Annotated in this window: 29 protein-coding genes; 15 read left to right on the plus strand and 14 right to left on the minus strand. The window is 65.1% G+C overall.

The window, feature by feature from the left end:
• Positions 1–3: 3 nt before the first annotated feature.
• The 4 genes from GGD66_RS03020 to GGD66_RS03035 all read left to right on the plus strand — a co-directional run bounded on the left by GGD66_RS03020 (position 4) and on the right by GGD66_RS03035 (position 4,087).
• Positions 4–1,542, plus strand: a complete 1,539-nt coding sequence (locus GGD66_RS03020) for a tripartite tricarboxylate transporter permease (protein WP_183256845.1) — start codon at positions 4–6, stop codon at positions 1,540–1,542.
• Positions 1,539–2,543, plus strand: coding sequence for a 4-hydroxythreonine-4-phosphate dehydrogenase PdxA (locus GGD66_RS03025; RefSeq protein ID WP_183256846.1), 1,005 nt, complete (start codon positions 1,539–1,541; stop codon positions 2,541–2,543). The genes GGD66_RS03020 and GGD66_RS03025 overlap by 4 nt, the downstream gene beginning before the upstream one ends.
• Positions 2,544–2,675: 132 nt before the next feature.
• A complete protein-coding gene (locus tag GGD66_RS03030) occupies positions 2,676–2,891 on the plus strand; it encodes a hypothetical protein (protein ID WP_092258494.1) in 216 nt (71 codons plus the stop codon).
• Between the two features lie 134 nt (positions 2,892–3,025).
• Positions 3,026–4,087 (plus strand): glycosyltransferase family 4 protein, encoded by a 1,062-nt coding sequence (locus GGD66_RS03035; protein ID WP_183256847.1) that lies wholly within the window; start codon positions 3,026–3,028, stop codon positions 4,085–4,087.
• Positions 4,088–4,135: 48 nt separating this feature from the next.
• Here GGD66_RS03035 and GGD66_RS03040 read toward each other — a convergent pair whose 3' ends face one another.
• From GGD66_RS03040 to GGD66_RS03050, 3 genes are all read right to left on the minus strand, one after another.
• Positions 4,136–4,552: a cupin domain-containing protein gene (locus GGD66_RS03040; RefSeq protein ID WP_183256848.1), complete on the minus strand. Its 417-nt coding sequence runs from the start codon at positions 4,550–4,552 to the stop codon at positions 4,136–4,138.
• Between the two features lie 50 nt (positions 4,553–4,602).
• The gene (locus tag GGD66_RS03045) at positions 4,603–5,346 is read right to left on the minus strand and encodes an SDR family oxidoreductase (protein ID WP_183256849.1); all 744 of its coding nucleotides are present in this window, start codon (positions 5,344–5,346) and stop codon (positions 4,603–4,605) included.
• 364 nt (positions 5,347–5,710) lie between these two features.
• The gene (locus tag GGD66_RS03050; RefSeq protein WP_183256850.1) at positions 5,711–6,787 is read right to left on the minus strand and encodes a methyl-accepting chemotaxis protein; all 1,077 of its coding nucleotides are present in this window, start codon (positions 6,785–6,787) and stop codon (positions 5,711–5,713) included.
• Between the two features lie 280 nt (positions 6,788–7,067).
• Between GGD66_RS03050 and recJ the strand changes: the two genes are divergently transcribed.
• From recJ to GGD66_RS03065, 3 genes are all read left to right on the plus strand, one after another.
• The gene (gene recJ, locus GGD66_RS03055; RefSeq protein WP_092258480.1) at positions 7,068–8,909 is read left to right on the plus strand and encodes a single-stranded-DNA-specific exonuclease RecJ; all 1,842 of its coding nucleotides are present in this window, start codon (positions 7,068–7,070) and stop codon (positions 8,907–8,909) included.
• Between the two features lie 65 nt (positions 8,910–8,974).
• Positions 8,975–9,784 carry an SDR family NAD(P)-dependent oxidoreductase gene (locus GGD66_RS03060; protein ID WP_177237194.1) on the plus strand — a complete coding sequence of 270 codons (810 nt, stop codon included), beginning with the start codon at positions 8,975–8,977 and terminating at the stop codon, positions 9,782–9,784.
• Positions 9,785–9,879: 95 nt separating this feature from the next.
• A complete protein-coding gene (locus GGD66_RS03065; RefSeq protein WP_092258474.1) occupies positions 9,880–10,677 on the plus strand; it encodes an aldolase in 798 nt (265 codons plus the stop codon).
• Positions 10,678–10,787: 110 nt separating this feature from the next.
• On the opposite strand, the gene GGD66_RS03070 is transcribed toward GGD66_RS03065, so the two are convergent.
• The gene (locus GGD66_RS03070; RefSeq protein WP_183256851.1) at positions 10,788–12,017 is read right to left on the minus strand and encodes a lytic murein transglycosylase; all 1,230 of its coding nucleotides are present in this window, start codon (positions 12,015–12,017) and stop codon (positions 10,788–10,790) included.
• A 148-nt stretch (positions 12,018–12,165) separates the two neighbouring features.
• Here GGD66_RS03070 and GGD66_RS03075 point away from each other — a divergent pair, with 148 nt between their 5' ends.
• The 3 genes from GGD66_RS03075 (at position 12,166) to GGD66_RS03085 (ending at position 13,020) form a co-directional block, all read left to right on the plus strand.
• The gene (locus GGD66_RS03075) at positions 12,166–12,426 is read left to right on the plus strand and encodes a hypothetical protein (protein WP_026202873.1); all 261 of its coding nucleotides are present in this window, start codon (positions 12,166–12,168) and stop codon (positions 12,424–12,426) included.
• 73 nt (positions 12,427–12,499) lie between these two features.
• Positions 12,500–12,751, plus strand: coding sequence for a hypothetical protein (locus tag GGD66_RS03080; RefSeq protein WP_183234191.1), 252 nt, complete (start codon positions 12,500–12,502; stop codon positions 12,749–12,751).
• A gap of 83 nt (positions 12,752–12,834) precedes the next feature.
• A complete protein-coding gene (locus GGD66_RS03085) occupies positions 12,835–13,020 on the plus strand; it encodes a hypothetical protein (protein WP_183234192.1) in 186 nt (61 codons plus the stop codon).
• Positions 13,021–13,027: 7 nt separating this feature from the next.
• Here the strand turns inward: GGD66_RS03085 and GGD66_RS03090 are convergent, their stop codons facing one another.
• Positions 13,028–13,555 carry a MarR family winged helix-turn-helix transcriptional regulator gene (locus GGD66_RS03090; RefSeq protein WP_183256852.1) on the minus strand — a complete coding sequence of 176 codons (528 nt, stop codon included), beginning with the start codon at positions 13,553–13,555 and terminating at the stop codon, positions 13,028–13,030.
• Positions 13,556–13,609: 54 nt separating this feature from the next.
• On the opposite strand from GGD66_RS03090, the gene GGD66_RS03095 reads away from it, so the two are divergent.
• Complete coding sequence (locus GGD66_RS03095; RefSeq protein WP_183256853.1) at positions 13,610–14,089, plus strand: carboxymuconolactone decarboxylase family protein; 480 nt, start codon at positions 13,610–13,612, stop codon at positions 14,087–14,089.
• A gap of 20 nt (positions 14,090–14,109) precedes the next feature.
• Positions 14,110–14,613, plus strand: a complete 504-nt coding sequence (locus GGD66_RS03100; protein ID WP_183256854.1) for a cupin domain-containing protein — start codon at positions 14,110–14,112, stop codon at positions 14,611–14,613.
• A gap of 7 nt (positions 14,614–14,620) precedes the next feature.
• Here GGD66_RS03100 and GGD66_RS03105 read toward each other — a convergent pair whose 3' ends face one another.
• From GGD66_RS03105 to efp, 3 genes are all read right to left on the minus strand, one after another.
• Positions 14,621–15,613, minus strand: coding sequence for a DUF808 domain-containing protein (locus GGD66_RS03105; protein WP_183256855.1), 993 nt, complete (start codon positions 15,611–15,613; stop codon positions 14,621–14,623).
• An 84-nt stretch (positions 15,614–15,697) separates the two neighbouring features.
• Positions 15,698–17,320, minus strand: a complete 1,623-nt coding sequence (locus tag GGD66_RS03110; RefSeq protein WP_183256856.1) for a M23 family peptidase — start codon at positions 17,318–17,320, stop codon at positions 15,698–15,700.
• Between the two features lie 24 nt (positions 17,321–17,344).
• The gene (gene efp / locus GGD66_RS03115) at positions 17,345–17,911 is read right to left on the minus strand and encodes an elongation factor P (protein WP_018323088.1); all 567 of its coding nucleotides are present in this window, start codon (positions 17,909–17,911) and stop codon (positions 17,345–17,347) included.
• 162 nt (positions 17,912–18,073) lie between these two features.
• Here efp and epmA point away from each other — a divergent pair, with 162 nt between their 5' ends.
• From epmA to GGD66_RS03130, 3 genes are read left to right on the plus strand one after another with little or no spacing between them, the layout of a single operon-like run.
• Complete coding sequence (epmA, locus tag GGD66_RS03120) at positions 18,074–19,138, plus strand: EF-P lysine aminoacylase EpmA (protein WP_183256857.1); 1,065 nt, start codon at positions 18,074–18,076, stop codon at positions 19,136–19,138.
• On the plus strand, positions 19,135–20,229 hold the full coding sequence (locus GGD66_RS03125; RefSeq protein ID WP_092258453.1) for a lysine-2,3-aminomutase-like protein: 1,095 nt from the start codon (positions 19,135–19,137) through the stop codon (positions 20,227–20,229). Before epmA ends, GGD66_RS03125 begins: the two co-directional genes overlap by 4 nt.
• Positions 20,230–20,272: 43 nt before the next feature.
• Complete coding sequence (locus tag GGD66_RS03130; RefSeq protein WP_092258450.1) at positions 20,273–20,530, plus strand: hypothetical protein; 258 nt, start codon at positions 20,273–20,275, stop codon at positions 20,528–20,530.
• A gap of 60 nt (positions 20,531–20,590) precedes the next feature.
• Here GGD66_RS03130 and GGD66_RS03135 read toward each other — a convergent pair whose 3' ends face one another.
• The 6 genes from GGD66_RS03135 to GGD66_RS03160 all read right to left on the minus strand — a co-directional run bounded on the left by GGD66_RS03135 (position 20,591) and on the right by GGD66_RS03160 (position 26,229).
• On the minus strand, positions 20,591–21,676 hold the full coding sequence (locus GGD66_RS03135; protein ID WP_183256858.1) for a 3-deoxy-7-phosphoheptulonate synthase: 1,086 nt from the start codon (positions 21,674–21,676) through the stop codon (positions 20,591–20,593).
• A 233-nt stretch (positions 21,677–21,909) separates the two neighbouring features.
• On the minus strand, positions 21,910–22,488 hold the full coding sequence (locus GGD66_RS03140; protein ID WP_018323093.1) for an HdeD family acid-resistance protein: 579 nt from the start codon (positions 22,486–22,488) through the stop codon (positions 21,910–21,912).
• A gap of 69 nt (positions 22,489–22,557) precedes the next feature.
• Positions 22,558–23,598, minus strand: a complete 1,041-nt coding sequence (locus tag GGD66_RS03145) for a PrsW family glutamic-type intramembrane protease (protein WP_183234200.1) — start codon at positions 23,596–23,598, stop codon at positions 22,558–22,560.
• A gap of 497 nt (positions 23,599–24,095) precedes the next feature.
• Entirely contained in the window at positions 24,096–24,353 is a 258-nt protein-coding gene (locus GGD66_RS03150; protein WP_018323096.1) for a hypothetical protein, read from the minus strand.
• A gap of 137 nt (positions 24,354–24,490) precedes the next feature.
• A complete protein-coding gene (locus tag GGD66_RS03155; RefSeq protein ID WP_092258438.1) occupies positions 24,491–25,480 on the minus strand; it encodes an acyl-CoA desaturase in 990 nt (329 codons plus the stop codon).
• A 122-nt stretch (positions 25,481–25,602) separates the two neighbouring features.
• On the minus strand, positions 25,603–26,229 hold the full coding sequence (locus GGD66_RS03160; RefSeq protein ID WP_092258435.1) for a pilus assembly protein PilZ: 627 nt from the start codon (positions 26,227–26,229) through the stop codon (positions 25,603–25,605).
• Positions 26,230–26,444: the final 215 nt, after the last annotated feature.

Genomic DNA, 26,444 nt, shown 5'->3' on the forward strand with positions numbered 1-26,444 from the left:
CCAATGGACAATCTCGGGGAACTCCTCCACGGCTTCACCATCGCGGTCACCGTGCCGCACCTGGTGCTGATGGTCGTCGGCGTGCTGCTCGGCATTCTCGTCGGCGTGCTGCCGGGGCTGGGTGCGCCAAATGGCGTGTCGCTGCTCCTGCCGCTGACCTTCGGCATGCAGCCGGTGTCGGCGATCATCCTGCTCTCCAGCATGTATTGGGGTGCGTTGTTCGGCGGCTCGGTGACCTCGATCCTGTTCAACATTCCCGGCGAGCCGTCGTCGGTCGCGACCACCTTCGACGGCTATCCGATGGCGCGTGACGGAAGGCCGACCACGGCGCTCGCCACCGCCTTCGGCTCGGCCGCCTTCGGCGCGCTAATCGGCGTCATCCTGATCACTTTCCTCGCATCCTGGGTGGCGCAGGTCGCGCTCGCCTTCGGGCCGGCGGAATACTTTGCCGTCTATTTCCTGGCCTTTGCCAGCTTCGTCGGCATGGGCGGCGCCGCGCCGATCAAAACGGTTGTGGCTCTCGCGATCGGCTTTGCCATCGCCGCGATCGGCATCGACACGGTGTCCGGCAGCGTCCGCCTCATCATGGGCGTCGACGAGCTCGTCAAGGGCGTGAGCTTCGTCGTCGCGGTGATGGGCCTGTTCGGCATCGGCGAACTGCTGGTTGCGGTCGAAGAGGAATTCCATGCCCGCGCGGTGTCCTCGAAGATCGACTGGCGCGAGGTGTTCCGCGCCGTCGGCCGCCTGCCGCGACATGGCATTGCGTTGCTGCGCAGCGCCGCAATCGGCTGCTGGATGGGCATCACCCCGGGCGGGCCGACCGCGGCATCCTTCATGAGCTATGGCATTGCCCGCCGCTTCTCGCGCCGGGGCCGCTATTTCGGCACCGGTGAGGTCGAAGGCATCATCTCGCCGGAGACGGCTGACCATGCCGCCGGCACCAGCGCGCTGCTGCCGATGCTCTCGCTCGGCATTCCCGGCTCGGCAACCGCGGCCGTCATGATGGGTGGGCTGATGATCTGGGGCCTCAATCCGGGGCCGATGCTGTTCGTCGACCAGAAGGACTTCGTCTGGGGCCTGATCGCCTCGATGTATGTCGGCAACATTGTCGCCGTCGCCTTGGTGCTGCTGACCGTTCCGGTGTTTGCCGCCTTGATGCGGATTCCCTTCGTCGTCATCGCCCCGCTGATCGTGATCATCTGCGTCGTCGGCGCCTATTCGGTATCGAACTCCTATCTCGACGTCGTCATGATGCTCGGCTTCGGAATCGTCGGCTATCTCTTCAAGAAGCTGTTCTATCCCTTGGCGCCGCTCGTGCTCGCGATCGTCATCGGCGACAAGGCCGAGGATGCGTTCCGGCAGTCGATGCTGATGTCGAAGGGATCGCTCGGGATATTCTTCGCGAACAAGCTGGTGACATGCCTGATCATGGCCGGCATCGCGCTGTTGCTGCTTCCGCTCGTGCTGCAGCTCGCGCGCCTGTGGCGCAAACCTGCATCCCCCGCGACCGAACCGACGGCCCAGGAGAAGGTGATCATATGACCGCAAAGCCGCTGATTGCATTGGCCATGGGAGACCCCGCCGGCATCAGCCCGGAGCTGACGGCCAAGCTGTTGGCGCAGGACGACATCCGCGCGAGCTGCCGGCTCGTCGTGATCGGCGACCGCCGCATCTTCGAGGAGGGCGCGCGCATTGCCGGCGTCAAGCCGGCGCTAAAGATGGTGGAGCAGGGGGCCGATCTTCGCGCGGCGGACGGCGAGGCGCTGTTTCTCGATCTTCGTCACCTCGATCCCGAAGAGGTCGAGCCGAAGACCGCGACGCTTGCGGGCGGAAAGTTCGCACTGGCGAACTATCGGCACGCGCTCGAGCTCGGCCGCGACGGCTATGTCGATGCGGTCTGCTTCACCCCCTTTAACAAGCAGGCGATGCGCCTTGCTCGCGCCGAGTACGACGACGAGATCGCGTTTTCGGCCGAAGTGGTCGGCCTCAAGACCGCGGCGAGCGAGTTCAACGTGCTGGACCGGCTCTGGAACGCGCGGGTGACCTCGCACATCCCGCTGAGGGACGTTGCCGCAAACCTGTCCAGCGAACGCATCCATCGTGCGCTCCAGCTGACCGATGCCTGCATGCGCAACGCCGGCTTCGCGCGGCCGCGCATCGCGGTCGCCGGTCTCAATCCACATGCTGGCGATGGCGGCAATTTCGGTCGCGAGGAGATCGATATCATCGCGCCCGTGGTCGCAGCCGGCCAGCGCGAGGGCATAGCCGCAGAGGGGCCGTTCCCGGCCGACACCGTCTTCCTGCGCGCCAAGGGCGGCGCCTTCGATGCGGTGCTGACGATGTATCACGACCAGGGCCAGATCGCGATGAAGCTGATGGGCTTCGATCGCGGCGTGACCATGCTCGGCGGCTTCCCCTTCCCGATCTGCACGCCCGCGCACGGCACCGCCTACGACATTGCCGGGCAGGGAATTGCATCGATCGGCGCCAGTCGCGCCGCGTTGCTCCTCGCCGCGGAGATGGCCGCCCGCCGCGCCGCCTGATCTGCACGCACTGGCAGTGAGCGCTTGCTGCGCTCGCCTTGCGGGCAGGATTAGACTTTCGGGAAAAACTGGAAACTTCCGCCGTCGCGACGAGTTGGCGTCCCATGGATATCTCCAGTGGGAGCTGGGAAGATGGTCGACGACGACCCGTTACGAACGGCGGTCGATACCGCTTGGCGCGTGTACCGCGCCCGCCATCGCGGTGTCGATGCTGCAGACGGCCGTCGCTGCCTGCTCGAGCGTCATTTGCGAGGGAGACGGGAAGCGCGCCAGAGTAATGGCGATGCCCAGGAGCTCACGGGTTTCGGGCTTGCCTATCTCGAGCGGCTTTCGGACGACTCATGCTGAGCCTGATTGAGAGCCTAGTGTGCCGCCTGGCGAGCGCAAGCGCGAGGCCGCAGTGGACGCTGCTCGCGATCTCGAACCTTCTGTCCGCGGCCATCGTGCTGATCGTCCGGTCAGCGGTATAGCGGCGGGCTGTCATGCGCATCGCTCAGCTTGCTCCCCTGGCCGAAAGCGTCCCTCCAAAGCTCTACGGCGGCACCGAGCGGGTGGTGGCCTGGCTGGTCGATGAGCTCGTCAAGCTTGGACACGACGTCACGCTGTTTGCGAGCGGCGACTCCCGCACGACCGGCAAGCTTCACCCGGTATGGCCACGCGCGCTGCGACTCGGCCGAAAGGGCGCGGATCCTGGTGCGGCCAACGCAATGCTGCTGGAAGCGATCGCGAAGCGGGCGAGGGATTTTGATGTGATCCACGCGCATATCGACTGGCTGCAACTGCCGTTGCTCAGTCGGCTTGGTGTGCCGTTCATGACGACCATGCACGGTCGCCTCGACTTGCCTGGGTTGCCCGAATTGGTTCGGCAATTCCCCGAGGCTGGTTTCGTGTCGATCTCCGATCACCAGCGCCTGCCGCTTCCGGATGCGAAGTGGATGGGAACGATCCAGCACGGATTGCCGTCGGAGCTGTTGCGCCCCTCTTATGAGGAGGGAGCCTATCTGGCGTTTCTCGGTCGCCTGACGGCCGAGAAGGGGCCGGAGGACGCAATCCGTATCGCGCACGCGGCCCGGATGCCTCTGCGCATCGCTGCGAAGATTCCGCGCGCCGAGACTGCCTACTTCAGGAAGCACCTCGAGCCTCAAATCGATGGCGAGAAGATCCAGCTTGTCGGCGAAGTCGATGACGTGAAAAAGCAGGCCTTCCTCGACAGGGCCGCCGCGCTGCTATTTCCGATCGATTGGCCGGAGCCTTTCGGGCTCGTCATGATCGAGGCGATGGCCTGCGGAACGCCTGTGATCGCTTACCGCTCCGGCTCCGTCCCTGAGGTGATCGAGCACGGTGTGACCGGCTTCATCGTCGAGAACGAGGATCAGGCGGTCAAGGCGGTCGGCGAATTGAGCAAGCTGGATCGAAAGAGGGTGCGCGCCCGCTTCGAGGAACGCTTCACCGCATGCCGAATGGCGCGACAGTACGAAGATCGGTATCGCGCGCTGATTGCCGCCACAGATCGAGAATTCAACACGCAGCGGACGGAAACATGAAGACCCTCTCGAATAAGAAGCCGACCCTGGCGGGAGTGCGTCTGCAGGCTATTTCGGCATAGGCATTGTCAGCTCCTTGTCGGCCGTATCCACCACGAACACGGCAAGCAGCTTGGCAGGCTCGGTATCGCTGGCGTTCGCGCTGATGCCGTGGCGGTCGCCGGGTCTTTCGGAAAAGTTCTCCCCTTTGCGAAAGACCTTGGCCGGGCCGTCATTGACCTGACTGCGGATCGCGCCTTCCAGGACGGTGGCATAGATGAAGGCGGAGGGCGCGTGGATGTGGGCCGGCGACGAGCCCCCAGGACCATACTCGACCAGCACGCCCTTCATGCTCTTGCCGGGGACATTGGGCAGCGTTTGGTCAAATACGACGGTCACCTTAGCCGATGGTGCTGCCGTCTCGGCCGCATGGACCGTCAGGACAGACGCGGCGTAAACCGCCGTTGCGATCAGCAATCTGCGCATGGGATTTCCTTCATTGCCGTTTCTGTGTTGATTGCGGGGCTGGCGGGCCCTCAGAGGCGCGCGAGCCATGTTGCGAGCGGCGTCTTCCCGAGCCGAGCCTCGCCGAGCGGGTTCAGCGATGTGTCCTGAATGGAAGCGCCGTAATATTGCGCTTTTGGGTCGCCGACCACCGTACGGCTGTCGCCGGAGGCTTTCTGGCGGCGCGCGACGAACTCATTGAAGGGAGCCTTCTCGGGGCCTGCGATGTCGATGGTGCCATTCAGCGGCCGCCCCGTCGCGATCTCTGCGAGGCAATCGACCACGTCGTCGGCGGCGATCGGCTGAAACAGCGCCGACGGAACGACGATCTTGTCGCCGGCCGCTCCGGCCTCGCCAATGGCGCCGAGGAATTCGAAGAACTGCGTGGCGCGGACGATGGAGTAGGGGACCGCGGAGGCCTTTACGATGGTCTCCTGGGCGAGCTTGGCACGGAAATACGCGATGTCGGGCGAACGATCGGTCCCCACGATCGAGAGCGCGACGTGATGCTTGACGGCTGCGGCGGCCTCGGTCGCGGCGAGATTTCGGCTTGAGCGCTCGAAGAATTCGAGCACGGCGGCGGGCTCCCAGGACGGCGCGTTGGCCACGTCGACCACGACATCCGCGCCGGCCAGCGCCGCCGCGAGGCCTTCTCCGGTCACGGCGTTCACGCCTGATTTCGGTGAGGCCGCTATCGCGTCATGGCCCTGCTGTTTGAGCTTCGCCACGAGCTTGGATCCGATCAATCCGGTTCCGCCGATCACGACGATCTTCATGGCATGTCTCCTTGGCATGTGACGAGCGCGAGATGATTAGCCAGGGCGGACTCGCGCGCTCACGTCGATCAACGTGATGCGAAGCGACTCTATCGATCAAGGGCGCGGGGCTCTTGCCTGTTACGGGCGCGGCTTGCCGGAAAATGCTTCAGAAGCCGGGGTGCGATTTCACAAACCCGCTAGGGTCATTCCCTCGTGCCGCAAACACACTCTCTGCGATGATCGCAGAGTGCCAGTGTTTTGCCCGACTTGTCAAAATGTTTGAGAGAACGAGGACGCAAGCCCGGCTGAAAACACCAATGAAAGCAGCCCTTTGGCTACTGTGCATGGGGTTGTTTTCGGGTTTTTGAATCGGCCGGCTGTCTCACGCCCCGCAGACGATCACGCCGTACCAGCCGAGCCCGCGATAGGTCTCATAGCCCGGCGTTGCATGGAACGCGACCAGGGCACCCGAGCGGTCATGGTAGAAGCCGGAGCGCTGGCCGTTCAGCGAGATCGAGATGCGCTCGCTGAGAATGCCCTGGCCGTCGGACGCCGCGATGATGCGGAAATTCGAATCGACCAGCAGCACGCGGGCCTTGTCGCTGTCGCCGACGCGCACGCCCTGCACGATAGCGCGGGCCTGCGCCTCCCAGTCGAAGTGGATGGCGAGCACGCCGATCGGGGCGCCGTGGGCCTGGCCGCCGGCGCGGACGCTGGCGCAATAGGTCGCCACCTGCGCGTTGCCGAGCAGCGGCTGGTTCTCGACGTCGCCGGCGACGTAGTCGTCACCGGAGCGCAAGGTTCGCGCCTCGCGAAACCATTTGGTGTGGGCGACGTTCTGGCCGACGACGCGGAAGCGGTCGGCGCGGCCGTTGGCGATGACGTTGCCGTCGAGGTCGCAGAGCCAGAGATCGAGATAGACGGTGTAGGCGCCGAGGATCACGCCCAGGCGCTGCGAGGCGTGCGACACCGCTGCGGCGGCCGGCGAGGCCGCGCAATCGACCACGGCGGAATCGGTCGCCCACCAGCGCACGTCGCAGGTGCGCTCATAGAGGTTGCGGTCGATCAGCTCGATAGCGTTGAGCGACAGGTCGACCATGCGCTCGCCGCGCGAGCGCTGGCTCATGCGGTCGATCGAGGCGACGAGATCGCCGGTGCGTTTGGTCAATTGGCTTTCGAGCTCGCGCGCGATGGTCTCGACCTGCTGGCCGACGCCGCGTACCTCCTGTGCCACCACCGCGAAGCCTGCGCCTTGCGCGCCGGCGCGCGAGCTCTCGATCAGCGCGTTCAGTGCCAGCATCTTCATCTGGTTGGTGATCTGCTGGATTGACTTGGTCTTGTCGACCGCGATCTGGTTGACCTCCGCGGTGAGGCGGTTGATCAGCGCCGAGATGTCGGAATCGTCGTCAGCGGGTTCGGTGGCGATCGGCTTGGCCTTCAGACCCAGCGCAGCAGACATCGGGGATTTCCCTTGGCAATGAGGTCTGATCTGCAATGAACCCGGAACAATCGCTTACAGATCGAATACGATTCTTTTTCGAGGATTCCGCCTAACGCCTGCTTAATTTGCTGTTCCGCCGAATGCCCAAATGATAGTCAGTCGGCGCAGCAAATCGGCAATCCACCGCTTTGTGCGACGCGGAGATTGCAAATCCCAGGCGATTCCGGGTCAATCGTCGTCGCCAGCCGAACCGATGCGACAGCTCCGACTTCCGGGTCCCTCTAGCCAGCCCCTCATCATGACGCCGCCCGCCACTGCCTTGCCTGTCGAAGCGCCCCAGGCCTTTCTCGGCGTCGCCCGCTCGCTGACCGACAAGCTCTGGCGCGACCGGCTGGATCCCCGCGGGGCTGCCCAGGCGCTCGCCATGGTGCAGCGGCACCAGCTTCCCGAATTGCTGGCGCGGGTGCTGGCCGGCCGCGGCGTCGATATCGACGCGGTGCCCGACTTTCTCGATCCGACCATCCGCAAGCTCATGCCGGACCCGTTCACGGTGACGGAGATGGAGGCGGCGGCGAAGCGGATCGCGGATGCGGCGGCGAAGGGCGAGAAGGTCGCGATTTTCGGCGATTACGACGTCGACGGCGCGACCTCGGCGGCGCTGCTGGCCTGGCACCTGCGCCATTGCGGACTCGATCCGCTGATCCACATTCCCGACCGCATTTTCGAAGGCTATGGGCCCAATGTCGAAGCGGTTCGTGGGCTGGCGGCCAAGGGCGCCACGCTGCTCGTCACCGTCGATTGCGGCACCACCAGCATCGAGCCGCTCGCCGAAGCCAGGCGGCTCGGCATGTCCGTGGTCGTGATCGACCATCACCAGGCCGGCACCGAGCTGCCGGAGGTTGACGCGCTGGTCAATCCGAACCGGCTCGACGATCTCTCCGGCCTCGGCCATCTCGCCGCTGTAGGTCTCGTGCTGGTGACGCTCGTTGCGGTCAACCGCGAGCTGCGTCAGCGCGGCTTCTGGAGTGCGGAGATGCCGGAGCCCGATCTGCTCGGCATGCTGCATCACGTCGCGCTCGGGACCGTTGCCGACGTCGCGCCCCTGATCGGCCTCAACCGCGCTTTCGTCGCCAAGGGGCTGATCGCGATGCGGCGGCGCGACCATGTCGGTCATACCGCGCTGATGGACGTGGCGCGGCTCAACGGGCCGCCGGAGGCCTGGCATCTCGGCTTCATGCTGGGGCCTCGCATCAATGCCGGCGGCCGCATCGGCCGCGCCGATCTCGGCGTGCGGCTATTGCTGGAAGGCGACGGCGTCGAGGCCGCGCGGATCGCCGCCGAGCTCGACCGCCTCAACGGCGAGCGCCGCGTCATCGAGCAGGCGGCCGAAGCGCAAGCCGAAGCCGAGGCGCTGGCCTCGATCGGGCTCGAGGACAAGCTCGGCGTCATCGTCACGGCGTCCGAAGGCTGGCATCCCGGCGTAGTCGGCCTCGTTGCCTCCCGGCTGAAGGAAAAGTTTTCGCGGCCCGCTTTCGCCATAGCTCTGGAGCCCGGCGGCATCGGTACCGGATCGGGCCGCTCGATCGCGGGCGTCGACATCGGCAAGGCGGTGCGGCAGGCGGTCACTGACGGCATTCTGCTGAAGGGCGGCGGCCACGCGATGGCCGCGGGCGTGACGTTGCGGAAAGAGAAGCTCGCCGAGTTTCGCGCCTATCTCGAGAACGCGCTGGCGCAGGACGTCGCCGAGGCGCGCCACGTCAACGAGCTCTATATCGACGGCGCGGTCTCCGCGCGCGCCGTGACGACGGAGCTTGCGGCGACGCTGAACCGTGCCGGTCCGTTCGGCAGCGGCAATCCGGAAGCCGTGCTGGCGCTGCCGGCGCACCAGCTGGTCTTTGCCGACGAGGTCGGGCAGGCGCATCTGCGTCTGCGCTTCAAGTCGGGCGATGGCGCCATCGTCAACGGCATCGCGTTCCGCTCGGTCGGCCAGAAGCTCGGCAACGCGCTGCTGGCCAACCGCGGCCAGCAGCTGCATGTCGCCGGCTCGCTCTCGGTCGATCGCTACCAGGGCGTCGAGCGGGTGCAATTCCGCGTCATCGACGTCGCGCTACCGGACCAGGGGCCATCCGTGATTAGATAACGCAAGATCTGACCAGCTCAGACGACATAAAATACGTCGCTCAAACAACAAAAAAGGGAGTGAACATGGCAGGGCAGGTTGAGGGCAAGGTCGCGCTGGTGACCGGCGGCGCCTCGGGTATCGGCGAGGCCATCGTCGAGCTGTTCGCGCGCGAGGGCGCGACTGTTGTCATCACCGATATTGACGAGCTGCGCGGGCCCGAGCTCGCCAAGCGCGTGACGAAAGCCGGCGGCAAGGCGATGTTCCTGGAGCAGGACGTCACCAGCGAGGAGCGCTGGATCGATATCGTCGCCGAAATCGCCAAGCGCCATGGTCGGCTCGATATTCTCGTCTCCAATGCAGGCATCGGCATCTCCGTGCCATCGATCGTCGACATGACCCTCGCCGACTGGCGCAAGCAGAATGCGATTAACCTCGACGGCGTGTTTCTCTCGGTCAAGCATTGCCTGCCGCTGATGCGAAAGCATGGCGGCGGTTCGATCGTCATGATGTCCTCGCTCGCGGGCCTGCGCGGCGCGCCGGGCCTGTCGGCCTATTCGGCGACCAAGGGCGGCGTGCGGCTATTCGCCAAATCGATTGCAATGGAATGCGCGGCGGCCGGCGACGGCATCCGGGTCAATTCCGTGCATCCCGGCATCATCGATACCCCGATCTGGGGCAAGATCCCGACGGGGGCGACCGGCGCCGGCCAGAACGCGCCGATCGATCCCGAGGAGCGTGCCAAGGTCGTCACGCCGCTCGCCCGCGCGGGGCAGGCGGCGGAGATCGCCTCAGGCGTGCTGTATCTGGCCTCCGATGCCTCGCGCTACGTCACCGGCAGCGAGCTCGTCATCGACGGCGGCATGAATGCCGGCGGCGTGCCGCGGCGGGCCTGAGCCGCGCAGGGCAGGGTGGCGGTCGCAGGGGCTGACGCGCAGGCGGCGCCCCTGTACAAGACGGCAGCTTTCGACCGACAGAGGTGTCCTTCGCCATGGCGCACAGCCTTCACGCTTCCTCACCCGCGTCAGCGCCATTCCGCTCGAACCGGCCGGACCTCGCCACCGATGCAATCCGCACCGCGCGCGAGGACCTCGCCGCCTGCTTCCGCATGGCGGCGCGCAACGGTTTTGAGGAAGGCATCTGCAACCACTTCTCGGCCGTGGTGCCTGGGCACGACGATCTGTTTCTCGTCAATCCCTATGGCTATGCCTTTCGCGAGATCACGGCCTCAAAGCTGCTGATCTGCGATTTCCACGGCAATGTGCTCGACGGCGAGGGCGTGCCGGAGGCGACCGCGTTCTACATCCATGCCGAGATGCACAAGCGCCTGCCGCGCGCCAAGGTCGCATTCCACACCCACATGCCCTATGCGACGGCGCTGTCGATGACCGAAGGCGATCCCTTGATCTGGGCCGGCCAGACCGCGCTGAAATTCTACGGCCGCACCGCGGTCGACCGCGACTACAACGGCCTTGCGCTCGACAACCAGGAAGGTGCGCGCATCGCATCCGCCGTCGGCGATGCCGACATCGTCTTCATGAAGCACCACGGCGTGATGGTGCTGGCCCCGACCATCGCGGAAGCCTGGGACGATCTCTATTACCTCGAGCGCGCCGCCGAGGTGCAGGTGCTGGCGATGTCGACGGGACGGAAGGTGCTGCCCGTCGATCCCGCGATCGCGGCCGAGACCTACAGGCAGATGCGCGAAGGCGATTCCGAATCCGCCCGGCTCCATCTCGCCGCGATCCGCAGGCAGCTCGACGCGGAAGAGCCGCAGTACCGGCATTAGCGATGAGTGCGTAGCCCGGATGGAGCGCAGCGAAATCCGGGGGCTTCAACAGCGGAGGTATTGTCCCGGATTACGCTGCGCTCCATCCGGGCTACGGGCCAACGCGAGGCCTACGACCCCTGCCGCAGCTTCGCCAGCACCTTCAACCCGCCGTAGCCATCCGCCGGCGTGATCCCCGCGCGCTGCTGGAAATCCTTGATTGCCTTCATGGTGTCGTTGCCGACGCGGCCGTCGGTGCCGCCGGTGTCGAAACCGGCTTTCGTCAAGCGCGTCTGCATCTCCTGCACCTCGGCAAGCGTCAGCGCGCGCTCGGAGCCGGGGAAGGGCTGGATGAAGGGCGGCGCCCCGAGGCAGCGGTCGCCGAGATGGCAGATCGCAAGCGCATAGTTCATGGAAGGGTTGTAGCTCTTCACCGAGTAGAAATTCGGTCCGAGCAGGAAGGTCGGTCCGCCCGCAACCGGCGTCCACATTTGTGCGGATGCGTTCGGCTGCGGGAACGGCTGGCCGTCGGCGCGGGTGACGCCGGCTGACGCCCAGGCCGCATAGGTGCGGCTGCCGCTCATATTGCCGGCGGCGCGCACCTCATAGCCCCAATGCTCGCCGCGATGCCATTTGCCGCGGTTGACGAGATATTTTGCGGTCGAACCCAGCGCGTCGTCGGGCTTGCCGAAGGGTGAGACCTTGCCGTCGCCGTCATAATCGATGCCGACATTGAGCCAGACTTCCGGCATCCATTGCGAATGGCCCATCGCGCCGGCCCAGGATCCCTGCATCTGCTCGGGCGTGCTCCAGCCCTTGTCGACGATGCGCAGCGCATTGATCAGCTCGGTCTCCCAATAGGCCTTGCGGCGCGGCTCGTTCCAGGCGAGCGCGGCGAGCGAGGGAAACACCGGCGTCATGTGGTTCTGCTGCACCAGGGGATCGCCATAAGCGGACTCGACGCCCCACAGCGCCAGCAGCGTGCCCCGCTCGACACCGAAATCCCGCTCAATGCGCGCCAGCAGCGCCTCGTTGTTCTTCAGCGCGATCTTGCCGTTGATGATGCGCCAGTCGGAGACGCGGCGGTTGATATATTGCCAGACCTGCTCGTGGAATTCGGGCTGGCTGCGCATCTGCTTGAACACGCTCATGTCGGGCTCGACCCGTCCCATCGCGCGTTGCCAGGTCGCGGCCGAGATGCCCTTGGCCATCGCGCGTGCGCGAAAGCTCTCGCGCCATTCGTCGAAGCCTGGAGGCGCGGCGAGCACGCGTGTCGGGTATGCGAGCAAAGCGGCTGCACCGAACGTCGATTGCAGCAGGCTGCGGCGAGTCGGATGGAGGGAGGAATCAGCGTGCGTCATGGGCACATTGTAGCCCGAAACATGGCCGGTGTGCGTCGGTTCCTGGAACAGCCGCGCGGCTGATTCTGCGCGGCCCGGGATCATGCTTCTGTCGGAACAAACTGTCGCAGTCCTGCATTCCCTCCGTATCCGGAAGGAGGAAGAGATGATGAGGACATATCTGTTTGCCGCCGCCATGATCACCGCCGTTGCGACGCCCGCGTTCGCTGATGAAGTCGGCGTTCACGTCGGCCCGGTCGGCGCCGGCGTGACGGTCGGTCAGTCCCACGAGTATCGTGAGCGGGATCGCGATCGCGACCGCACCACCGTCATCAGGGAGCGCGAGCCCTCTGATCGCACCACGGTGATCAAGAAGCAGGATGAATTCGGCAATCGCAGCAAGACCGTGATTCATCACGACAACGACTGACGGAGCAGGGCCCCGGCGGAGCGTCGGGGCCCGCCTTGCGCATGCAATCCGTTCATCGAACATTCGGGGTGGAATGAAGATACACACGCATGCGGAAAGCCATGTCGTCGAACTCGACGACGGATCGCAATGGCAGATCTTTCCCGGCGATCTCGCAACCACGCTGAGTTGGAAGCCCGAGACCGATTTGCACCTCGAGCAAAGCGCCGACCGCGTGAGCTCGCATGTGCTGGTGAATGCTGCCGACAACAGCCGCGTACGGGTGATCGCGGCGGACGAGACCTGGGTCGATGGTGAGGTTAAGAAACTGTTGAAAGGCGGGTAGTCGGCTCCCGCGCTTCCCGATATCCCTGACTTTTAGGCCTGTCGTTTTACGGTCGGTTCGCTTCCGTCTGCGTAAGATGCGGCATGCGGGAGCTGTTCGACATCATCCGTGCCAATCCCTGGCCCTTCGGTGCCGGGCTCTTCGTCGTCGTTCTGATGATCATCGCCGAGAACTTTGGCCGCGGTATTCAGGGCGGCGACGGCGGTGCGGGTGGCGATTTCTGGGATGCCGCCGGCTGTGACGGCGGCGACGGGGGAGGCGGCGACTAGGCCTCGCCTAGTCCCCCTGCAGCTCGGTCGCGACGTTGGCGAGCCAGCGGCGAATGCTCACCTCGGCCTTGGCATCGAGGCCATCGGCAAGACGCTTCTCCAGCGCCATCACCCGTTCCCGGCACGCCTTCAACAACGTCGTTCCGCGCTTGGTCAGTGTCCATTGCTGGATGCGGCCATGGACGGGATGAGGCGTCATCAGAATCGCGCCGTCGCGTTCGAGATTGCGGATGATGACCCCGACTGTTTGCGGCGTGAGGAAGGTGAGGCGGGCGACATCGGCGCCTGATAGTCCCGGATAGGCATTCAGCATCGTCAGCACCGCGAATTGCGGCGAGGTTACACCGAGATCGGCGAGCGTCCGCTCGGTCGTCAGACGGACTGCGGCGTGAGCCTGGCGCAGCAGATAACCGAGATAGCCCTGCTCGCCGCGCTTGCCCTCGCCGGGAGCGGGAACACGCACCGCCGCGTCGCCGGCAGGTTCGGGCACCGGGCGGGTTTTCGATCTGGTGACGGCATCGGTCTTGCGTGACATGTCAGAGCTCTTATAAGATGTAAGCACACTTATAATAAGACGAGGTGAACCGCAATGTCACATGCCCGTAGCGAATACGAGGATTTCAAGAAGATCGCGCCCGACGCTTATGATCTGGTGCTGGCGCTGGGTCAGCTTGCGGCCAAGGCCGGCCTCGACAAGCAGCTTCTCGAGCTCGTCAAGTTGCGCGCCTCGCAGATCAACGGCTGCGCCTTCTGCGTGCAGCATCATGTCCTGCTGTCGGAGCGGATCGGCGTTCCCATCGACAAGCTCCATTTGGTCGCGGTCTGGCGCGAGGCGCCGATCTTTTCGCCGCGTGAGCGTGCCGCGCTGGCCTGGGCTGAGGCGCTGACCGTCCTGCCCGACGGCGTCAGCGAGGACGTCTATGCCGAAGCGGCCCGGGAGTTCTCCGAGACCGAACTGATGTACCTGACCTCGGCGGTCGCCTCGATCAATGTCTGGAATCGCTTTGGGGCTGCGTTTCGCTGGACGCCGGCGCCGCGGCCGGTGGCCGCGAATGCTGCGGCATCCTGATCGGCACAAGGGAGGTCATGATGACAGCAATGAGCTTATCTGCCGTACAGCGTCCGGGGCCGTCACGTTCAACGGCGCTCGCCGTCGTCGCAGGGCTGGCCTGTGCGCTGGCGATCGGCAAGGCGCTGCCGGTGACGATGGATGCCGTCTCCGGCGCGCTGGCGCCGCTCTGCGCCACGGCGGCGGAGAGTTCGCCGCTCGACAAGGTCGAACCGATCGGCTCCTACGCATTGCCGAACGTGCCGGGCAAGCGCGTCACCATCGTGCGCGTCACCTATGGTCCGGGCGGATTCTCGCGCCCGCATCGTCACGCAGGATCCGTGACCGCCTACATCACCAAGGGCGAGATCCGCTCCCAGCTTGGCGGCGGTCCTGTCGCGACGTTTGGCGTTGGCCAGTCCTTCTTCGAGCCGCCGGGCTCGACGCATCTGGTCTCGGCCAATGCCAGCCTGACGGAGCCTGCGGAATTGATCGCGGTGTTCGTGGCGGACGAGGGCGCGCAGCTCACAACGTTCTTGGAGTAGAGCACGGCTAGGAGGCGCGATCCCGCGATCGCCTCAGCCGTTTCCATGCCGGCGAGAGACCGTATTGGACTGCCGGAATCGCAACTGCGCCGACAAGAAGTCCAAGCACGCCTGAGATGGCTGCCTCGACCGACCATTCGATGATGCCGGCAATGGATGGAAGGGCGTGTGCGGCCGCCTCGGTTGCGGCATGGACCGTGCGGCCGACCACGGGCGGGCCGTATTTTTCGATGCCGTGCAGGATGATGCCGCCGCCAACCCAGATCATGGCGGCGGTGCCGATGGTGCTCAGCACCGTCAGGAACGTGGGCATACCGCGGACCAGCGCGCGTCCAAGCGAGCGGATCGCGGCGCCAATGACTGAGGCGCCGTCGTAGCCCGCAAGGGCTACGCCGGCATCGTCAGCCTTCACGATCAGGGCTACCACGCCGTAGACCCCGACCGTGATACCGAAGCCGACCAGCGCCAGCACCAGCGCCTGCGTCCAGATGCTGCCTGCCGGAAGGGCCGCCAGCGTGATCGCCATGATCTCTGCCGACAGGATGAAATCCGTCTTGATGGCGCTCGCGACCTTCTCGTCCTCGACCGACCGGGCATTCAGCGCGATCGGTTCGAGCTGGGCTTCATGGTGGTGCGCATGATGCGGCATTACGGCTTCGAGCACCTTCTCGGTACCCTCGTAGCAGAGAAAGGTTCCGCCCAGCATGAGCAGCGGCGTCACCGCGGCGGGAAGGAAATAACCAAGCAGCAGGGCAGCGGGAAGCAAAATCAGCAATTTGTTGCGCAGAGATCCGACTGCAATCTTGCCGACGATCGGCAGTTCGCGCTTCGAGGCAAAACCGATGACGTAGTTCGGCGTGACGGCCGCGTCGTCGATGACCACGCCAGCCGCCTTTGCGCCTGCTTTGGCAGCCTGGCTCGCCACATCGTCGAGCGAGGCCGCTGCCACCTTTGCAATCGCCGCGATATCGTCGAGAAGACCGATCAGTCCGACACTCATCACCCCGATCCCTGTTTTTGTTTGAGCCGGCGGTGCGCGCGACAACAAGCTCTTGCACCGCCCTTCATTGGAGCGAGCAAGCCTTCAATTCTCCTCGCCGCTCGATCCCTCGCGCAGATCCGGCTTGATGACGTCGTCCGGCAGCGCATGGGCGACCGGCTGCGACGTGACGGCGATCTCCGGGCCGACCTCGCGGCCGCGGGCGTGGATCAGGCGTTCGTAGGCGGAGACCAGGGTGACGTAGGGGCTGACCCAGATCCAGCCGTCGCGTGTGAACACCTGCACGTCGAAATGCAGATGCATCGAGGTACCGGCGGGATGGTCGAGATAATTCGAGATCACGCCGATCTTCTCGCCTTCGGTGACGATGCGGCCATTGAGCACGCCATCGGCGTTCATTGCGTGCGGATTCATGTGCATGTAGCGGAAGCGGATGTGCTCGGTGCGGCTGTTGACTTGAAGCGTCGCGGCCTGGTCCCTGGACGCGCGGATTACGATGGCATCGCGCACCGCGACGACACCGCGCTGCTTGGGATCGCAGGGCTCGCGGCCTTCGCCGGGCGGTGGGCAGTCGGCGGCGCGGATGTCCTCGCCCTGGTGGCCGTAACCGCCCGCGCATTGCCAGACCTCGAAACTGCGGGACTCGCAGAAATTGTCGCGCCAGGGATAGGCAGTCGTGCTCTCCGTCCTGTCCCGCTTGGCATAGGATTGCGAGCGGACGAAGGCGGGGGTCTTTTCGAGCGGAAAGCGGATCTGTGCATAGGCCATTGCGTCGGGATGGCCGCCCTGCTTGCGGTAGCCGGTGTTCGGGATGATATCGCCGCTCGGCCGGTAGCTGAAATCCGGTGAACGGCCCGTCGGGCGATCGAGGATGTTGGAGGCGATGTCCGTCAATGGTCGCATGCGCTGACCGCCGGCGACGCGCAGGGCCTTCAGGAAGCGCTCGGCGACCGGATAGGCTTCCTTGCAGGCCAGCCGCCGCGGCTTGGCGACGCTGTCGAGGCACTGGATCGACACCACATAGGCGACGCCGAAACGGGTAAAAGCGTAGCGTACATAGCCTTCCCGGATAAACCTGCGCAGGTCCGGATAGAGCGCTATGAGCGGTTTGATCTGCTCGCCCTTGCCGCCGGTGGGATCGGCGATGTCGTAGACCAGCGCCGATCCCGTGATCTGCACTTCGACCGGCCTTGTGAACACCCGGCTCGGCATGCCGTCGCCGGCGCCGGGCTCGAGCGAGAAGGTCGCGCTGTAACCGGCGGGGCCGGCATCGAACATGTCGACGGGATTGAAGTCCGCCTGATAGCGCGACAGCGCGAGCGTCGCCGTCGCGCCGCTGCGCTGCGCCTCGAGGTAAGCGGCGGCGTCGAACGGCAGCAGCACCGGTACGGGACTGCGGGTGATGCCGGTGAAGAATCGCGAGGATACCGCGTTGAGCTGCACCAATGCGGGCATCGCGCGGGGATCGTAGCGCGGCACCGAACGGCGAGGGGCGAAGATGAAATCGTCCGCGACCCGGGGGCGGCTGTTGATCTCGGTGCGGAGCTGGTCGAGCGCTGCGCGCCAGTCGACGCGCAGGGCCGTGAGCGAGGGGCTGCGGAATTCATCCGCAGCGAGCGGAGTGGCAATGAGGAGCGAAAGCGACGCCAAAAGAAGCGAGACGAAGCGGAAACCCTTCCCAACCACTGTCTCGCCCCCCGGCGGCACCTGCTGCGATTGCTCTGTTCCCCGTCAGTCCTTGGCGCGTTCTGAGTAGGAGCCGTCCTCCGTCATGACGACGATGCGGGTGCCGACTGCGATGTGCGGCGGCACGGTGGTGCGCACGCCGTTGGAAAGCACCGCCGGCTTGTAGGAGGACGAGGCCGTCTGGCCCTTGGTCACCGGCTCGGTCTCGACCACTTCCAGCGTCACGCGCTGGGGCAGCGCGAGCGAGACCACGTTGACGTCGTGGGTCGACAGCTTGACGGTCATGTCCGGTTGAAGATACGAGGCCGCGTCGCCGACGACGTCCTTGGAGACCTGGACCTGGTCGTAGGTCTCCGGGTTCATGAAGTGGAAGCCGTCGCCATCTTCATACAGGAAGGTGTAGTTGCGCTCCTCGATGGTGGCCTTTTCGACCTGGTCGGTGGTCTTGTAGCGCTCGGAGATCTTTACCCCGTCCGAGATTCGGCGCATCTCGATCTGGCTGACCGGGGTGCCCTTGCCGGGGTGGATGTTTTCGGCGCTGACGACGACATAGAGCTTGCCGTCTTGCTCGATCACGTTGCCTTTGCGAATAGAACTGGCGATGACTCTCAAAGCTGTATTTCCTGCTTGCTTGGCCCGGCACCGGCCAGGACGTGATCAATTCGATGGGGGACTTGGGGCCTCAAATCGGACCTCGGCGCCCGTTTCGGGCCGCAACATACTGATTTTGCCGTTAGATGCCAGCATTTTGCTCGGCTGTGGGGCGGTCAGGTAATGGCTGGGGACAAGCCCGTCTCACCGTTCTGGTCGCCCGGGCGGCATCTCGACCGTCGGCCATTCCTCCAGGCCAGGGGGGCCATTACCGGGTCTCTACGGGGCTTTTTCGCCGAGCAGGGGTTCGTGGAGGTCGAAACCTCCGTTCTCCAGGTCTCCCCGGGCAATGAGACCCATCTGCACGCCCCCCGGACCGAGATCGTGCGGCCGGACGGCAGCCGAGCCCTCCGGTATCTGCGGACTTCGCCCGAATTCGCCTGCAAGAAGCTGCTGGCGGCGGGCGAGACGCGGATTTTCGAGCTCGCCCGGGTGTTCCGGGACCGTGAGCGCGGCGACCTGCACCTGCCCGAATTCACCATGCTGGAATGGTATCGGGCAGGCGCCTCCTATGACGCCATCATGGCCGATTGCGTCGTCGTCATCGCCCGTGCGGCGCAGGCGACCGGCATCGGGACCTTCTCGTTCCGGGGGCGGACCGCCGATCCCTTCGCCGAGCCCGAGCTGCTGACCGTAGCGGGCGCCTTCGAACGGTTCGCCGGCATCGACCTGCTGTCGACAATCAGGGACGGCGAGGGTAACCGTGCCGCTCTGGCCGAGGCGGCGAGTAGCAAGGTCCGTGTGGCCGGGGACGACACCTGGTCCGACATCTTCAGCAAGGTGCTCGTCGAGCACATCGAGCCGCATCTGGGGCAGGGGCGTTTGACCATTTTGTTCGAATACCCATCTTCAGAGGCGGCGCTGGCACGGGTGAAGGCTGACGATCCCAGGGTTGCCGAGCGGTTCGAGGTCTACGCCTGCGGCGTCGAGCTCGCCAACGGCTTTGGGGAACTGACCGATGCCGAGGAGCAGCGAAAACGCTTCACGGAATCGATGACGGAGAAGCAGCGCCGCTACGGCGAGGCCTATCCGCTCGACGAGGACTTTCTGGCCGCAGTTGCGGCAATGCCGGAGGCCAGCGGCGTCGCCCTCGGCCTCGACCGGCTGGTGATGCTGGCAAGCGGCGCATCGCGGATCGATCAAGTAGTTTGGACGCCACCTGCAAATCAAGCGTCTAGTGAGACATGACGAAAACGAACCTTGCACGCACTTTGCGCGAGCCGGCTGAGCTCGTCGCCGAAGGTCTGGCGCCTGCAGCAGCGCTGCCGGCGCTCGAACGCGTTGCCGCACGCTATGCTGTGGCGATCACGCCGGCGCTGGTCGAACTGATCGATACATCCGACCCCGACGATCCCATCGCACGGCAATTCGTTCCGAGCGCCGCGGAGCTTGAGATGCAGCCGGGCGAGGACGCCGATCCGATCGGCGATCATCCGCACTCGCCGGTCGCAGGGATCGTGCATCGCTATCCCGATCGAGTGCTGTTCAAGCTCGTTCACGTCTGCGCGGTCTATTGCCGCTTCTGCTTCCGCCGCGAGATGGTGGGCCCCGGCAAGGACAGCGCGCTGTCGGACGGCGCCTATCGCGCGGCGATCGATTACATCCGTTCGCATCACGAGATCTGGGAAGTGATCCTGACCGGTGGCGATCCCCTGATGCTGTCGCCGCGCCGGATGGGCGAGATCATGGCCGAACTCGCGGCAATCGATCACGTCAAGATCATCCGCCTTCACACCCGCGTGCCCGTGGCCGATCCCGCGCGCATCAGCGACGAGTTGGTTGCGGCGCTCAAGGTCGAGGGCGCGGCCACCTGGGTGGCGCTGCATGCCAATCATGCGCGCGAACTGACGGGACCGGTGCGCGCCGCGTGCGCGCGGCTCGTCGATTCCGGAATTCCCCTGGTGAGCCAGTCCGTGCTGTTGCGCGGGGTCAATGACAACATTGCCGCTCTGTCGGATTTGATGCGAGCTTTCGTCGAATGCCGGATCAAGCCCTATTATCTGCATCACGGCGACCTCGCGCCGGGCACGGCGCATCTGCGCACGACGCTGGCGGAGGGGCAGGAGTTGATGCGGCAGTTGCGCGGGCGGGTGTCAGGGCTATGTCAGCCGGACTATGTCATCGACATTCCCGGGGGCGCCGGCAAATCCCCGGTGGGGCCGAGCTACGTCCTGGCGCCGCATAATACCGCACCCCATGCGGGTGATGCGGAAGCCGAAACGCGCTATCGTATCGTGGACTATTGCGGCGACGTTCATCTCTATCCGCCCGAGACGTGAGCGGTGTTGGAGAGCGCGCCGGTTCGAGAACGGAGAAGCAAGAATGAAGAAGATCATGGTGGCAGCATCGCTCGTGGTCTTGCTTGGCGGCACGGCGGCAGCACAGACCGGCGGTTCCAAGGGATCGACATCCGGCGGCAGCGGCGGAACCTCTGGGGTGTTGCCGGCACCGGTCGGTCACCGCCAGCCGCGCGCGGCTGACGTGCCGAGCGAGAAGAATTTGAGCAATCCGAACACCCCCGCGAACAAGGAAGATGCGGAGCTCGATCGGAAGATCAAGAGCATCTGCCGCGGCTGCTGATCCTTTCACCTCTCCCCGTTGGGGGAGAAGTGAGGAGAGCGAACGCGCGTGCGCTCTGAACTAGGCCGAGCGCTCCTGCAGTCCGGCGCGCCGGGCGTTGCGGCGGATTTCCACCGCGTCGGCGAGCTGCTCGAGCGCGGTCGCCGTAGTCGGCCAATCGATGCAGCCGTCGGTGATGCTCTGGCCGTAGGTGAGCGGCTTGCCCGGCACGACGTCCTGGCGGCCGGCAACGAGGTTGCTCTCGATCATCACGCCCATGATGCGGCCTTCGCCGCCTGAGATCTGGCCGGCGATGTCGGCCGCCACCAGCGGCTGGTTCTCGGGCTTCTTGCTCGAATTGGCGTGACTGGCATCCACCATCACCAGCGGCGCGACCCCGGATTTGGTCAGCTCGTTGCAGGCGGCCGCGACGCTTGCCGCATCATAGTTCGGCTTGCTGCCGCCACGCAGGATGATGTGGCAGTCCTCGTTGCCCGCGGTCGAAGCGATCGCCGAGCGGCCGAGCTTCGTCACCGCCATGAAGTGATGCGGATGCGAGGCCGACTTCACGGCGTCCGCCGCGATCCGCACATTGCCATCGGTGCCGTTCTTGAAGCCGACCGGGCAGGACAGGCCCGAGGCCAGCTCGCGATGGATCTGGCTCTCGGTCGTGCGCGCGCCGATCGCGGCCCAGGACACGAGGTCGGCGATGTATTGCGGCGTCGTCATGTCGAGGAATTCCGTGCCGGCGGGCAGGCCGAGATTGTTCACCGCCGACAGCACGTTGCGCGCCAGCCGCAGGCCCTTGTTGATGTCGAAGCTGCCATCCAGATCGGGATCGTTGATCAGGCCCTTCCAGCCGACTGTGGTGCGCGGCTTCTCGAAATAGACCCGCATCACGATTTCGAGCTGGTCGGCGAGCTCTTCGCGCAAGCTCGCGAGGCGCTCGGCATATTCCAGCGCGGCCTTAGGGTCATGCACCGAGCAGGGGCCGACCACGACCAGCAGGCGGTCGTCCTGGCCGGCGAGAATGGCGTGGATGGCGTTGCGCGCCGCCATCACGACGCGCGTCGCGGTGAGCGTGCGCGGGACTTCCCGCATCACCTCTTCCGGCGTGCTCAGCTCTTTCAATTCGCGGATACGAAGATCGTCGGTCGTGCTCAGCACGGCGGGCTCCTGTTTGTTTCGAACCTGCCGGCCAATAAAAAAGCCGCCAGGTCTGGCGGCTTGTTCGGACGTTTGCTTCAATATTCAGATTGAGCGCGATCCTCCTGCCGCCAGCGAGCTGTCGTAGCTAAAGTACCAAAAATAGCTGGTGGCGACGGTGATCATGGAGGGGCATATAGCGCGCCATCAGCGGATTGTCACCCCCCAATCGGCGCGGCAGGCGACGAGGCAGGTCAGGTGTTGCTGTTGCGTGCCGCCAGCGCCAGGCCGATCAGGCTGGCGCCGCCGAACAGGAGGTTGATACCGACGAGGACGCCGATGGCCCATTCAGCCGAGCTCGGCAGTCCCGTGATCACCATGAAGGAGATCGCGATGTCGACGAGGCCCGAGATCAGCAGCCACGACCAGCGGCCGCTGAGCTCGCGGCGGTGCTCCAGTGCGTACATGATGGTGGCGACGCCCTCGGCCAGGAAGTAGGCGCCGACCACGATGGTCAGCGTCAGCACGGCCTGCATCGGCCGGGCCAGCAGCAGCATGCCGGCGAGCACGGCGAGCGCAGCCGAGATCAGCGACCACCAGAAGCCCGGCGTGCTGCGCGCCCAATAGGTCACGATCAGCCCGCCAATGCCGCTGATCAAGAACATCCAGCCGAGGAAGATCGTGATCGCAAGACTTGCCAGCGGCGGCAGGATCAGCGCCGCGACGCCGAGAATTGCGAGCAGGATGCCCTCGAACAGAAAGGCCTTCCAGTGCGCCTTGACCGTCTGGCTCATCATGGATTGCAGCCGTGAAAAATCCTCGGGCGACGTCATCGGCAGGCTCCAGATCGAAAGGTCAGCGCTCAATCTAGTATGCACGCGGCGCGCTCGCCATCCCGCGGCTCACCCGCCGCCGGGCGCCGAGGAAAAACCTTCCGCGCTGGTGCGGATGCGGTTGCGGCCGAGAACATAGATCGCCGTTGTGACAATCAGAAGCGCCAGGCCGAGCAGGATCGAGACGAAGCCGATCGGGATCAGGGCCAGCGTCAGATTGCGCTCGGGGTTGATGAGCCAGTGATGGATCGAGGTCAGCACGAAGGCGAGCCCGAGAAAGCCGACTCCGCCGCCGGCGAGCAGCAGCGCCCACATCCGGCGGAGCTGGCTGAGCCGCTCCCGCGCGATATCGGTCCGAGGTGCGTGGTGGCGGGCGACGCGCCGGACCAGGCGGATCGCGAAGGCGATCGAGCTGAAGCCGATCAAGAGGCTGGAAGCGCCCAGCCACATCCGCAGCGTCGGATCGAGGTCGGGCATTCTTTGCAGGGTCAGCAGCGGAAAGTCGAAGGCAGAATGCAGCGCGAGCGGGCCGGCCAGCATCAGGAGGCGGCTGGAGAGGCGGGCCCAGTCGCGATGGTGCCGGTTTGCGCCCAGCGCCGTGCCGGCGCGCGCGATCGTCAGGTAGGCGCCCGCGATGATGCCGAGCGCGCCGTGGAACGGCACGGTCAGCACGCTGCGCAAGGCGGCCAGCGAGCGCCACATCTCGGCGTGCTGGACCAGATAGGCCAAGTTCTCGTAAGCGGCGAAGCCGAGGCCGACCGCGGCGCCATAGACCACGGTGTCCATCGGATTGGCAAAGGTCCGCCGCTTGGTCGAGGAGATCGCCACGATGGCGATCACCTTGACGGCTTCCTCAGGCAGCGCGACGCCGAAGATCGAATGCATCGCCAGCGCCGCCCAGGGGTCGTCGGGCGCGGCGACCATCTTGGCGAAGGGGGCGCGGGCGAGGCCCAGCAGCGAGATGCTGGCCGCGCCTAACAGGAACGCGGTCCAGACCTGGGCCGGCGGTCCCGGACGCTCCTCGGCGGCGATGACAAGCCACAGCATCAGCAGCGCCGGGGCGATGGCGGCCGTTCCGATGACGGTGGGCAATGCTTCAATCAGGTACATCGGCGCCGAAAATAGGTTCCCTTGATCCGCTTATCTACATTCACCGATGCGACCATGTGTCATGCGCTTGCTGTCGGCTCGCTTAACGAGTGCGACAGCCTTCGTTCATCTGCCGTCGCCCGCCGCGCCGTAGAATGCAAGCGTAATCAATTGCATGACAGAACGTGCTCGTCATCCATGATAACGCCCGTGCCGCCGAGCTGAGGCGCGATTGGCAAGCCGTATCAAGGAAATGCGTGAGTTTCTTCGATTCACGGCGTAGCCGTGCGCCGGGGCAGGCCAGCTAGCTGCGCTTCGTTGGGCCCTCGCGGGGCGGCGAGGCGATCCGGCGCGCCCGCGACTGCTCGAGCTCCCAGAAGGCGCGGACGAGGCACGCGCCGAGACAGACGACGATGAGCAACAACAGGAAAGCCTGGTCGACCGCGGGGACATGTAGCATGGCGATGATAAAGCAACGCCCATGCCATGCGTTCCGCAACGGCCGGCGCTTTCCGCCCTCAGTGCGTGGTGAACGGCAGCGGCGCCCCGGGAGCCACGTCGAAGGCGCCGAGATGGAATTCCTCGCCGACGGATGTGTCAGCCTCGCCCGGTTGCGCCAGCAGCGTGAACGCGGCCTGCGGGTAGATCTTCCAGATCTCCAGATCGCCGGCGGTGATGGTGAGCCAGCCGAACGTGTACATGTAGCGTCCGGGCTCGGTGACCCGGCCGACCCTGTCCCAGGTGATCTTGTCCACCGTAACTTTGTCGACTGCCATTCGGTCCCCCGATCGCAAGTCTGCAAATAACGCCCGGCCTGGAGGCACGGACGTTCAAAAGCTGATCCCGCAATGGGGCCGCGATAGGGCGGCGATGCGGAGGCAAGACGGCCTGTCGGAGGCCGCTGCCTGCCGATTCAGCGCGCCGTCGAGGCCGCCTCTGCTTCGGCCGCCCGCTCCAATTGACGGTGCGAGGCGTGGAAGACGTCGTGGACGAGGCCGATCTTTTCCAGGCCCAGGATGATCAGGCCGTTGAGATCGATCTCCCACCAGGCGTGCGAGATGTAGGCGTCCCGCGGGAAGCGGTGATGGTTGTTGTGCAGACCCTCGCCGAAGGTGAGGATCGTGGTCACGAACTCGTTGGTCGAGGCGTCTTCGACGTCGAAGCGGCGATAGCCGTAGGCGTGGCAGACCGACCCGGTGAGCTGGCTGGTGAGGATCAGCAGATAGGCGCGGAGCAGGCCGGAGAACAGCACGCAGCCGATCATGGCGTGCACGCCGCCGAATGTGTAGCCGATCACGCCGGGGATGAAGACTGCCGACATCCCGTACCAGACCCAGCGCGTGCGCACGAAGAACATCGCGATCGGATCGGCCAGGATGTCCTTGGCATAGTATTCGTTGTCGGTGGTCGCCTGGTCGAACACCCAGCTGCCCTGGGCGTGCAGGAAGCCCTTGAACGCGCTGACATAGCGATTGCCGAAGCCGTCGAATTGCGGGCTGTGAGGGTCGCCGACGTCATCGGCGTAGAGATGGTGGCGGCGGTGGTTGGCGACCCACTTGGCGATCGAGCCCTGCACAGCCATCTGGGCGATGGCGCAGAAGAAGACACGCATGATCGGGCCGGTACGGAAGCTGCGATGGACGAACAGGCGGTGCATGCCGGCACCGATGCCGAACGTCGTCAGCGCGAACATCCAAGCGAACGTGAACAGCTCGACCTTGCCGACGCCTTGCGTCACGGCCCAGATGATGCCGGCGACCGCGCCGACATAGAGGATGCCGAGCAGGAGATAACTCTCGCGCAGCTTGGCCTGGACCAGCGGCCCTTCGGTGACGACGCCGGGTGGAAGCTGCGGCTTCAGCGCGATCTCTGCCGGGGCGAACTCGGCGTCGGCGATGGACATTCCGGGGCTTCCAATACTCAAGGCCCGCAGTGATTGCGGACGTACCGGGTCACACCCTACCGCGCAGGGGTCGCCATCTCCAGTATTTAGTTAAAAAAGAGTTAAGATTGATCGGGCCGGCTTCAGGCCGACTGCAGCAAGGGCGTGCGGACGATCAGGCGGACGAGATCATCGCGTGCCTGTTTTTCGGCGAATTTGACCGCAAAACCGTGCTCGAACTTGCGGATCACGCGCCCGACGCAGGCGCCGACCGCTAGCGGGGTTCCGACCGGCGGATCGTATTCGCAGGAGATCGCGACGCCAGCCGTGGAGACGTCGATGATGAAGCACGGATGGCTGCTGCCGTTGGCGAGCGTCAGGAACGTGTGCGAGACCTGCGGTACGAAACGCGCGTCGTTCCGCAGCTCCTGGACGCTGGCATCCTTCTGCTTCTTCTCGAGCCAGGTCAGCTTTTCCGACATCCAGGCGCGCCGCGCCCGCGTCATGTCGAGCTCCATCAGGAAGCCCGATTTAAGCGTCGCGCTGATCGTGCACTGGAATTCGCCGAAATCCTGGAAGTAGGAGGTGAGGCGCTCGCCGACCTTGCCGACGACGGGCACGTCCACGATCATGCGGAAGGGCGAGACGCGCTTGGTGCGGCAGGCGAAGCTGCGCAGCTTGCCCTCGCAATCATACCAGCGGGGCAGCGAGTAGCTGCCGCTGACCGTGACGTCCACTGCACGCTGCCTGAGGAACTCTGCGACGGACATGAGGTGCCAATGATGTTCGGGATTGCTTCCGTAATTCCACGGTAGCGGTCAAATTCTAAGCAAATGATACTGGCGCGCAGGAGCAGGGGTAAATTTCCGGTAAATGCGCGCCTCGCTCGCCCGGCTGAAAGCGCGGCATAAGGACCCGTTATGCTGCAGGCCGTCTCACAACAACGTCATTGATGGCACAGTGAAGCAACGACGCGCCGCGGCGC

Source organism: Bradyrhizobium sp. CIR48 (assembly GCF_014198315.1).
Classification (GTDB): Bacteria; Pseudomonadota; Alphaproteobacteria; order Rhizobiales; family Xanthobacteraceae; genus Bradyrhizobium.

Excerpts from the sequence above, each read along its gene's own strand:
- epmA (WP_183256857.1), top strand. The coding sequence starts at position 18,074 with ATGGCTGGGGACAAGCCCGTCTCACCGTTCTGGTCGCCCGGGCGGCAT.
- GGD66_RS03040 (WP_183256848.1), bottom strand. The coding sequence starts at position 4,552 with ATGCGCAGATTGCTGATCGCAACGGCGGTTTACGCCGCGTCTGTCCTG.
- recJ (WP_092258480.1), top strand. The coding sequence starts at position 7,068 with ATGACGCCGCCCGCCACTGCCTTGCCTGTCGAAGCGCCCCAGGCCTTT.
- GGD66_RS03020 (WP_183256845.1), top strand. The coding sequence starts at position 4 with ATGGACAATCTCGGGGAACTCCTCCACGGCTTCACCATCGCGGTCACC.
- GGD66_RS03160 (WP_092258435.1), bottom strand. The coding sequence starts at position 26,229 with ATGTCCGTCGCAGAGTTCCTCAGGCAGCGTGCAGTGGACGTCACGGTC.
- GGD66_RS03075 (WP_026202873.1), top strand. The coding sequence starts at position 12,166 with ATGAGGACATATCTGTTTGCCGCCGCCATGATCACCGCCGTTGCGACG.
- GGD66_RS03100 (WP_183256854.1), top strand. The coding sequence starts at position 14,110 with ATGACAGCAATGAGCTTATCTGCCGTACAGCGTCCGGGGCCGTCACGT.
- GGD66_RS03155 (WP_092258438.1), bottom strand. The coding sequence starts at position 25,480 with ATGTCCATCGCCGACGCCGAGTTCGCCCCGGCAGAGATCGCGCTGAAG.
- GGD66_RS03035 (WP_183256847.1), top strand. The coding sequence starts at position 3,026 with ATGCGCATCGCTCAGCTTGCTCCCCTGGCCGAAAGCGTCCCTCCAAAG.
- GGD66_RS03130 (WP_092258450.1), top strand. The coding sequence starts at position 20,273 with ATGAAGAAGATCATGGTGGCAGCATCGCTCGTGGTCTTGCTTGGCGGC.
- GGD66_RS03060 (WP_177237194.1), top strand. The coding sequence starts at position 8,975 with ATGGCAGGGCAGGTTGAGGGCAAGGTCGCGCTGGTGACCGGCGGCGCC.
- GGD66_RS03145 (WP_183234200.1), bottom strand. The coding sequence starts at position 23,598 with ATGTACCTGATTGAAGCATTGCCCACCGTCATCGGAACGGCCGCCATC.
- GGD66_RS03025 (WP_183256846.1), top strand. The coding sequence starts at position 1,539 with ATGACCGCAAAGCCGCTGATTGCATTGGCCATGGGAGACCCCGCCGGC.
- GGD66_RS03080 (WP_183234191.1), top strand. The coding sequence starts at position 12,500 with ATGAAGATACACACGCATGCGGAAAGCCATGTCGTCGAACTCGACGAC.
- GGD66_RS03045 (WP_183256849.1), bottom strand. The coding sequence starts at position 5,346 with ATGAAGATCGTCGTGATCGGCGGAACCGGATTGATCGGATCCAAGCTC.
- GGD66_RS03030 (WP_092258494.1), top strand. The coding sequence starts at position 2,676 with ATGGTCGACGACGACCCGTTACGAACGGCGGTCGATACCGCTTGGCGC.
- GGD66_RS03085 (WP_183234192.1), top strand. The coding sequence starts at position 12,835 with ATGCGGGAGCTGTTCGACATCATCCGTGCCAATCCCTGGCCCTTCGGT.
- GGD66_RS03150 (WP_018323096.1), bottom strand. The coding sequence starts at position 24,353 with ATGGCAGTCGACAAAGTTACGGTGGACAAGATCACCTGGGACAGGGTC.
- GGD66_RS03125 (WP_092258453.1), top strand. The coding sequence starts at position 19,135 with ATGACGAAAACGAACCTTGCACGCACTTTGCGCGAGCCGGCTGAGCTC.
- GGD66_RS03065 (WP_092258474.1), top strand. The coding sequence starts at position 9,880 with ATGGCGCACAGCCTTCACGCTTCCTCACCCGCGTCAGCGCCATTCCGC.
- GGD66_RS03050 (WP_183256850.1), bottom strand. The coding sequence starts at position 6,787 with ATGTCTGCTGCGCTGGGTCTGAAGGCCAAGCCGATCGCCACCGAACCC.
- GGD66_RS03090 (WP_183256852.1), bottom strand. The coding sequence starts at position 13,555 with ATGTCACGCAAGACCGATGCCGTCACCAGATCGAAAACCCGCCCGGTG.
- GGD66_RS03095 (WP_183256853.1), top strand. The coding sequence starts at position 13,610 with ATGTCACATGCCCGTAGCGAATACGAGGATTTCAAGAAGATCGCGCCC.
- GGD66_RS03105 (WP_183256855.1), bottom strand. The coding sequence starts at position 15,613 with ATGAGTGTCGGACTGATCGGTCTTCTCGACGATATCGCGGCGATTGCA.
- GGD66_RS03070 (WP_183256851.1), bottom strand. The coding sequence starts at position 12,017 with ATGACGCACGCTGATTCCTCCCTCCATCCGACTCGCCGCAGCCTGCTG.
- GGD66_RS03140 (WP_018323093.1), bottom strand. The coding sequence starts at position 22,488 with ATGACGTCGCCCGAGGATTTTTCACGGCTGCAATCCATGATGAGCCAG.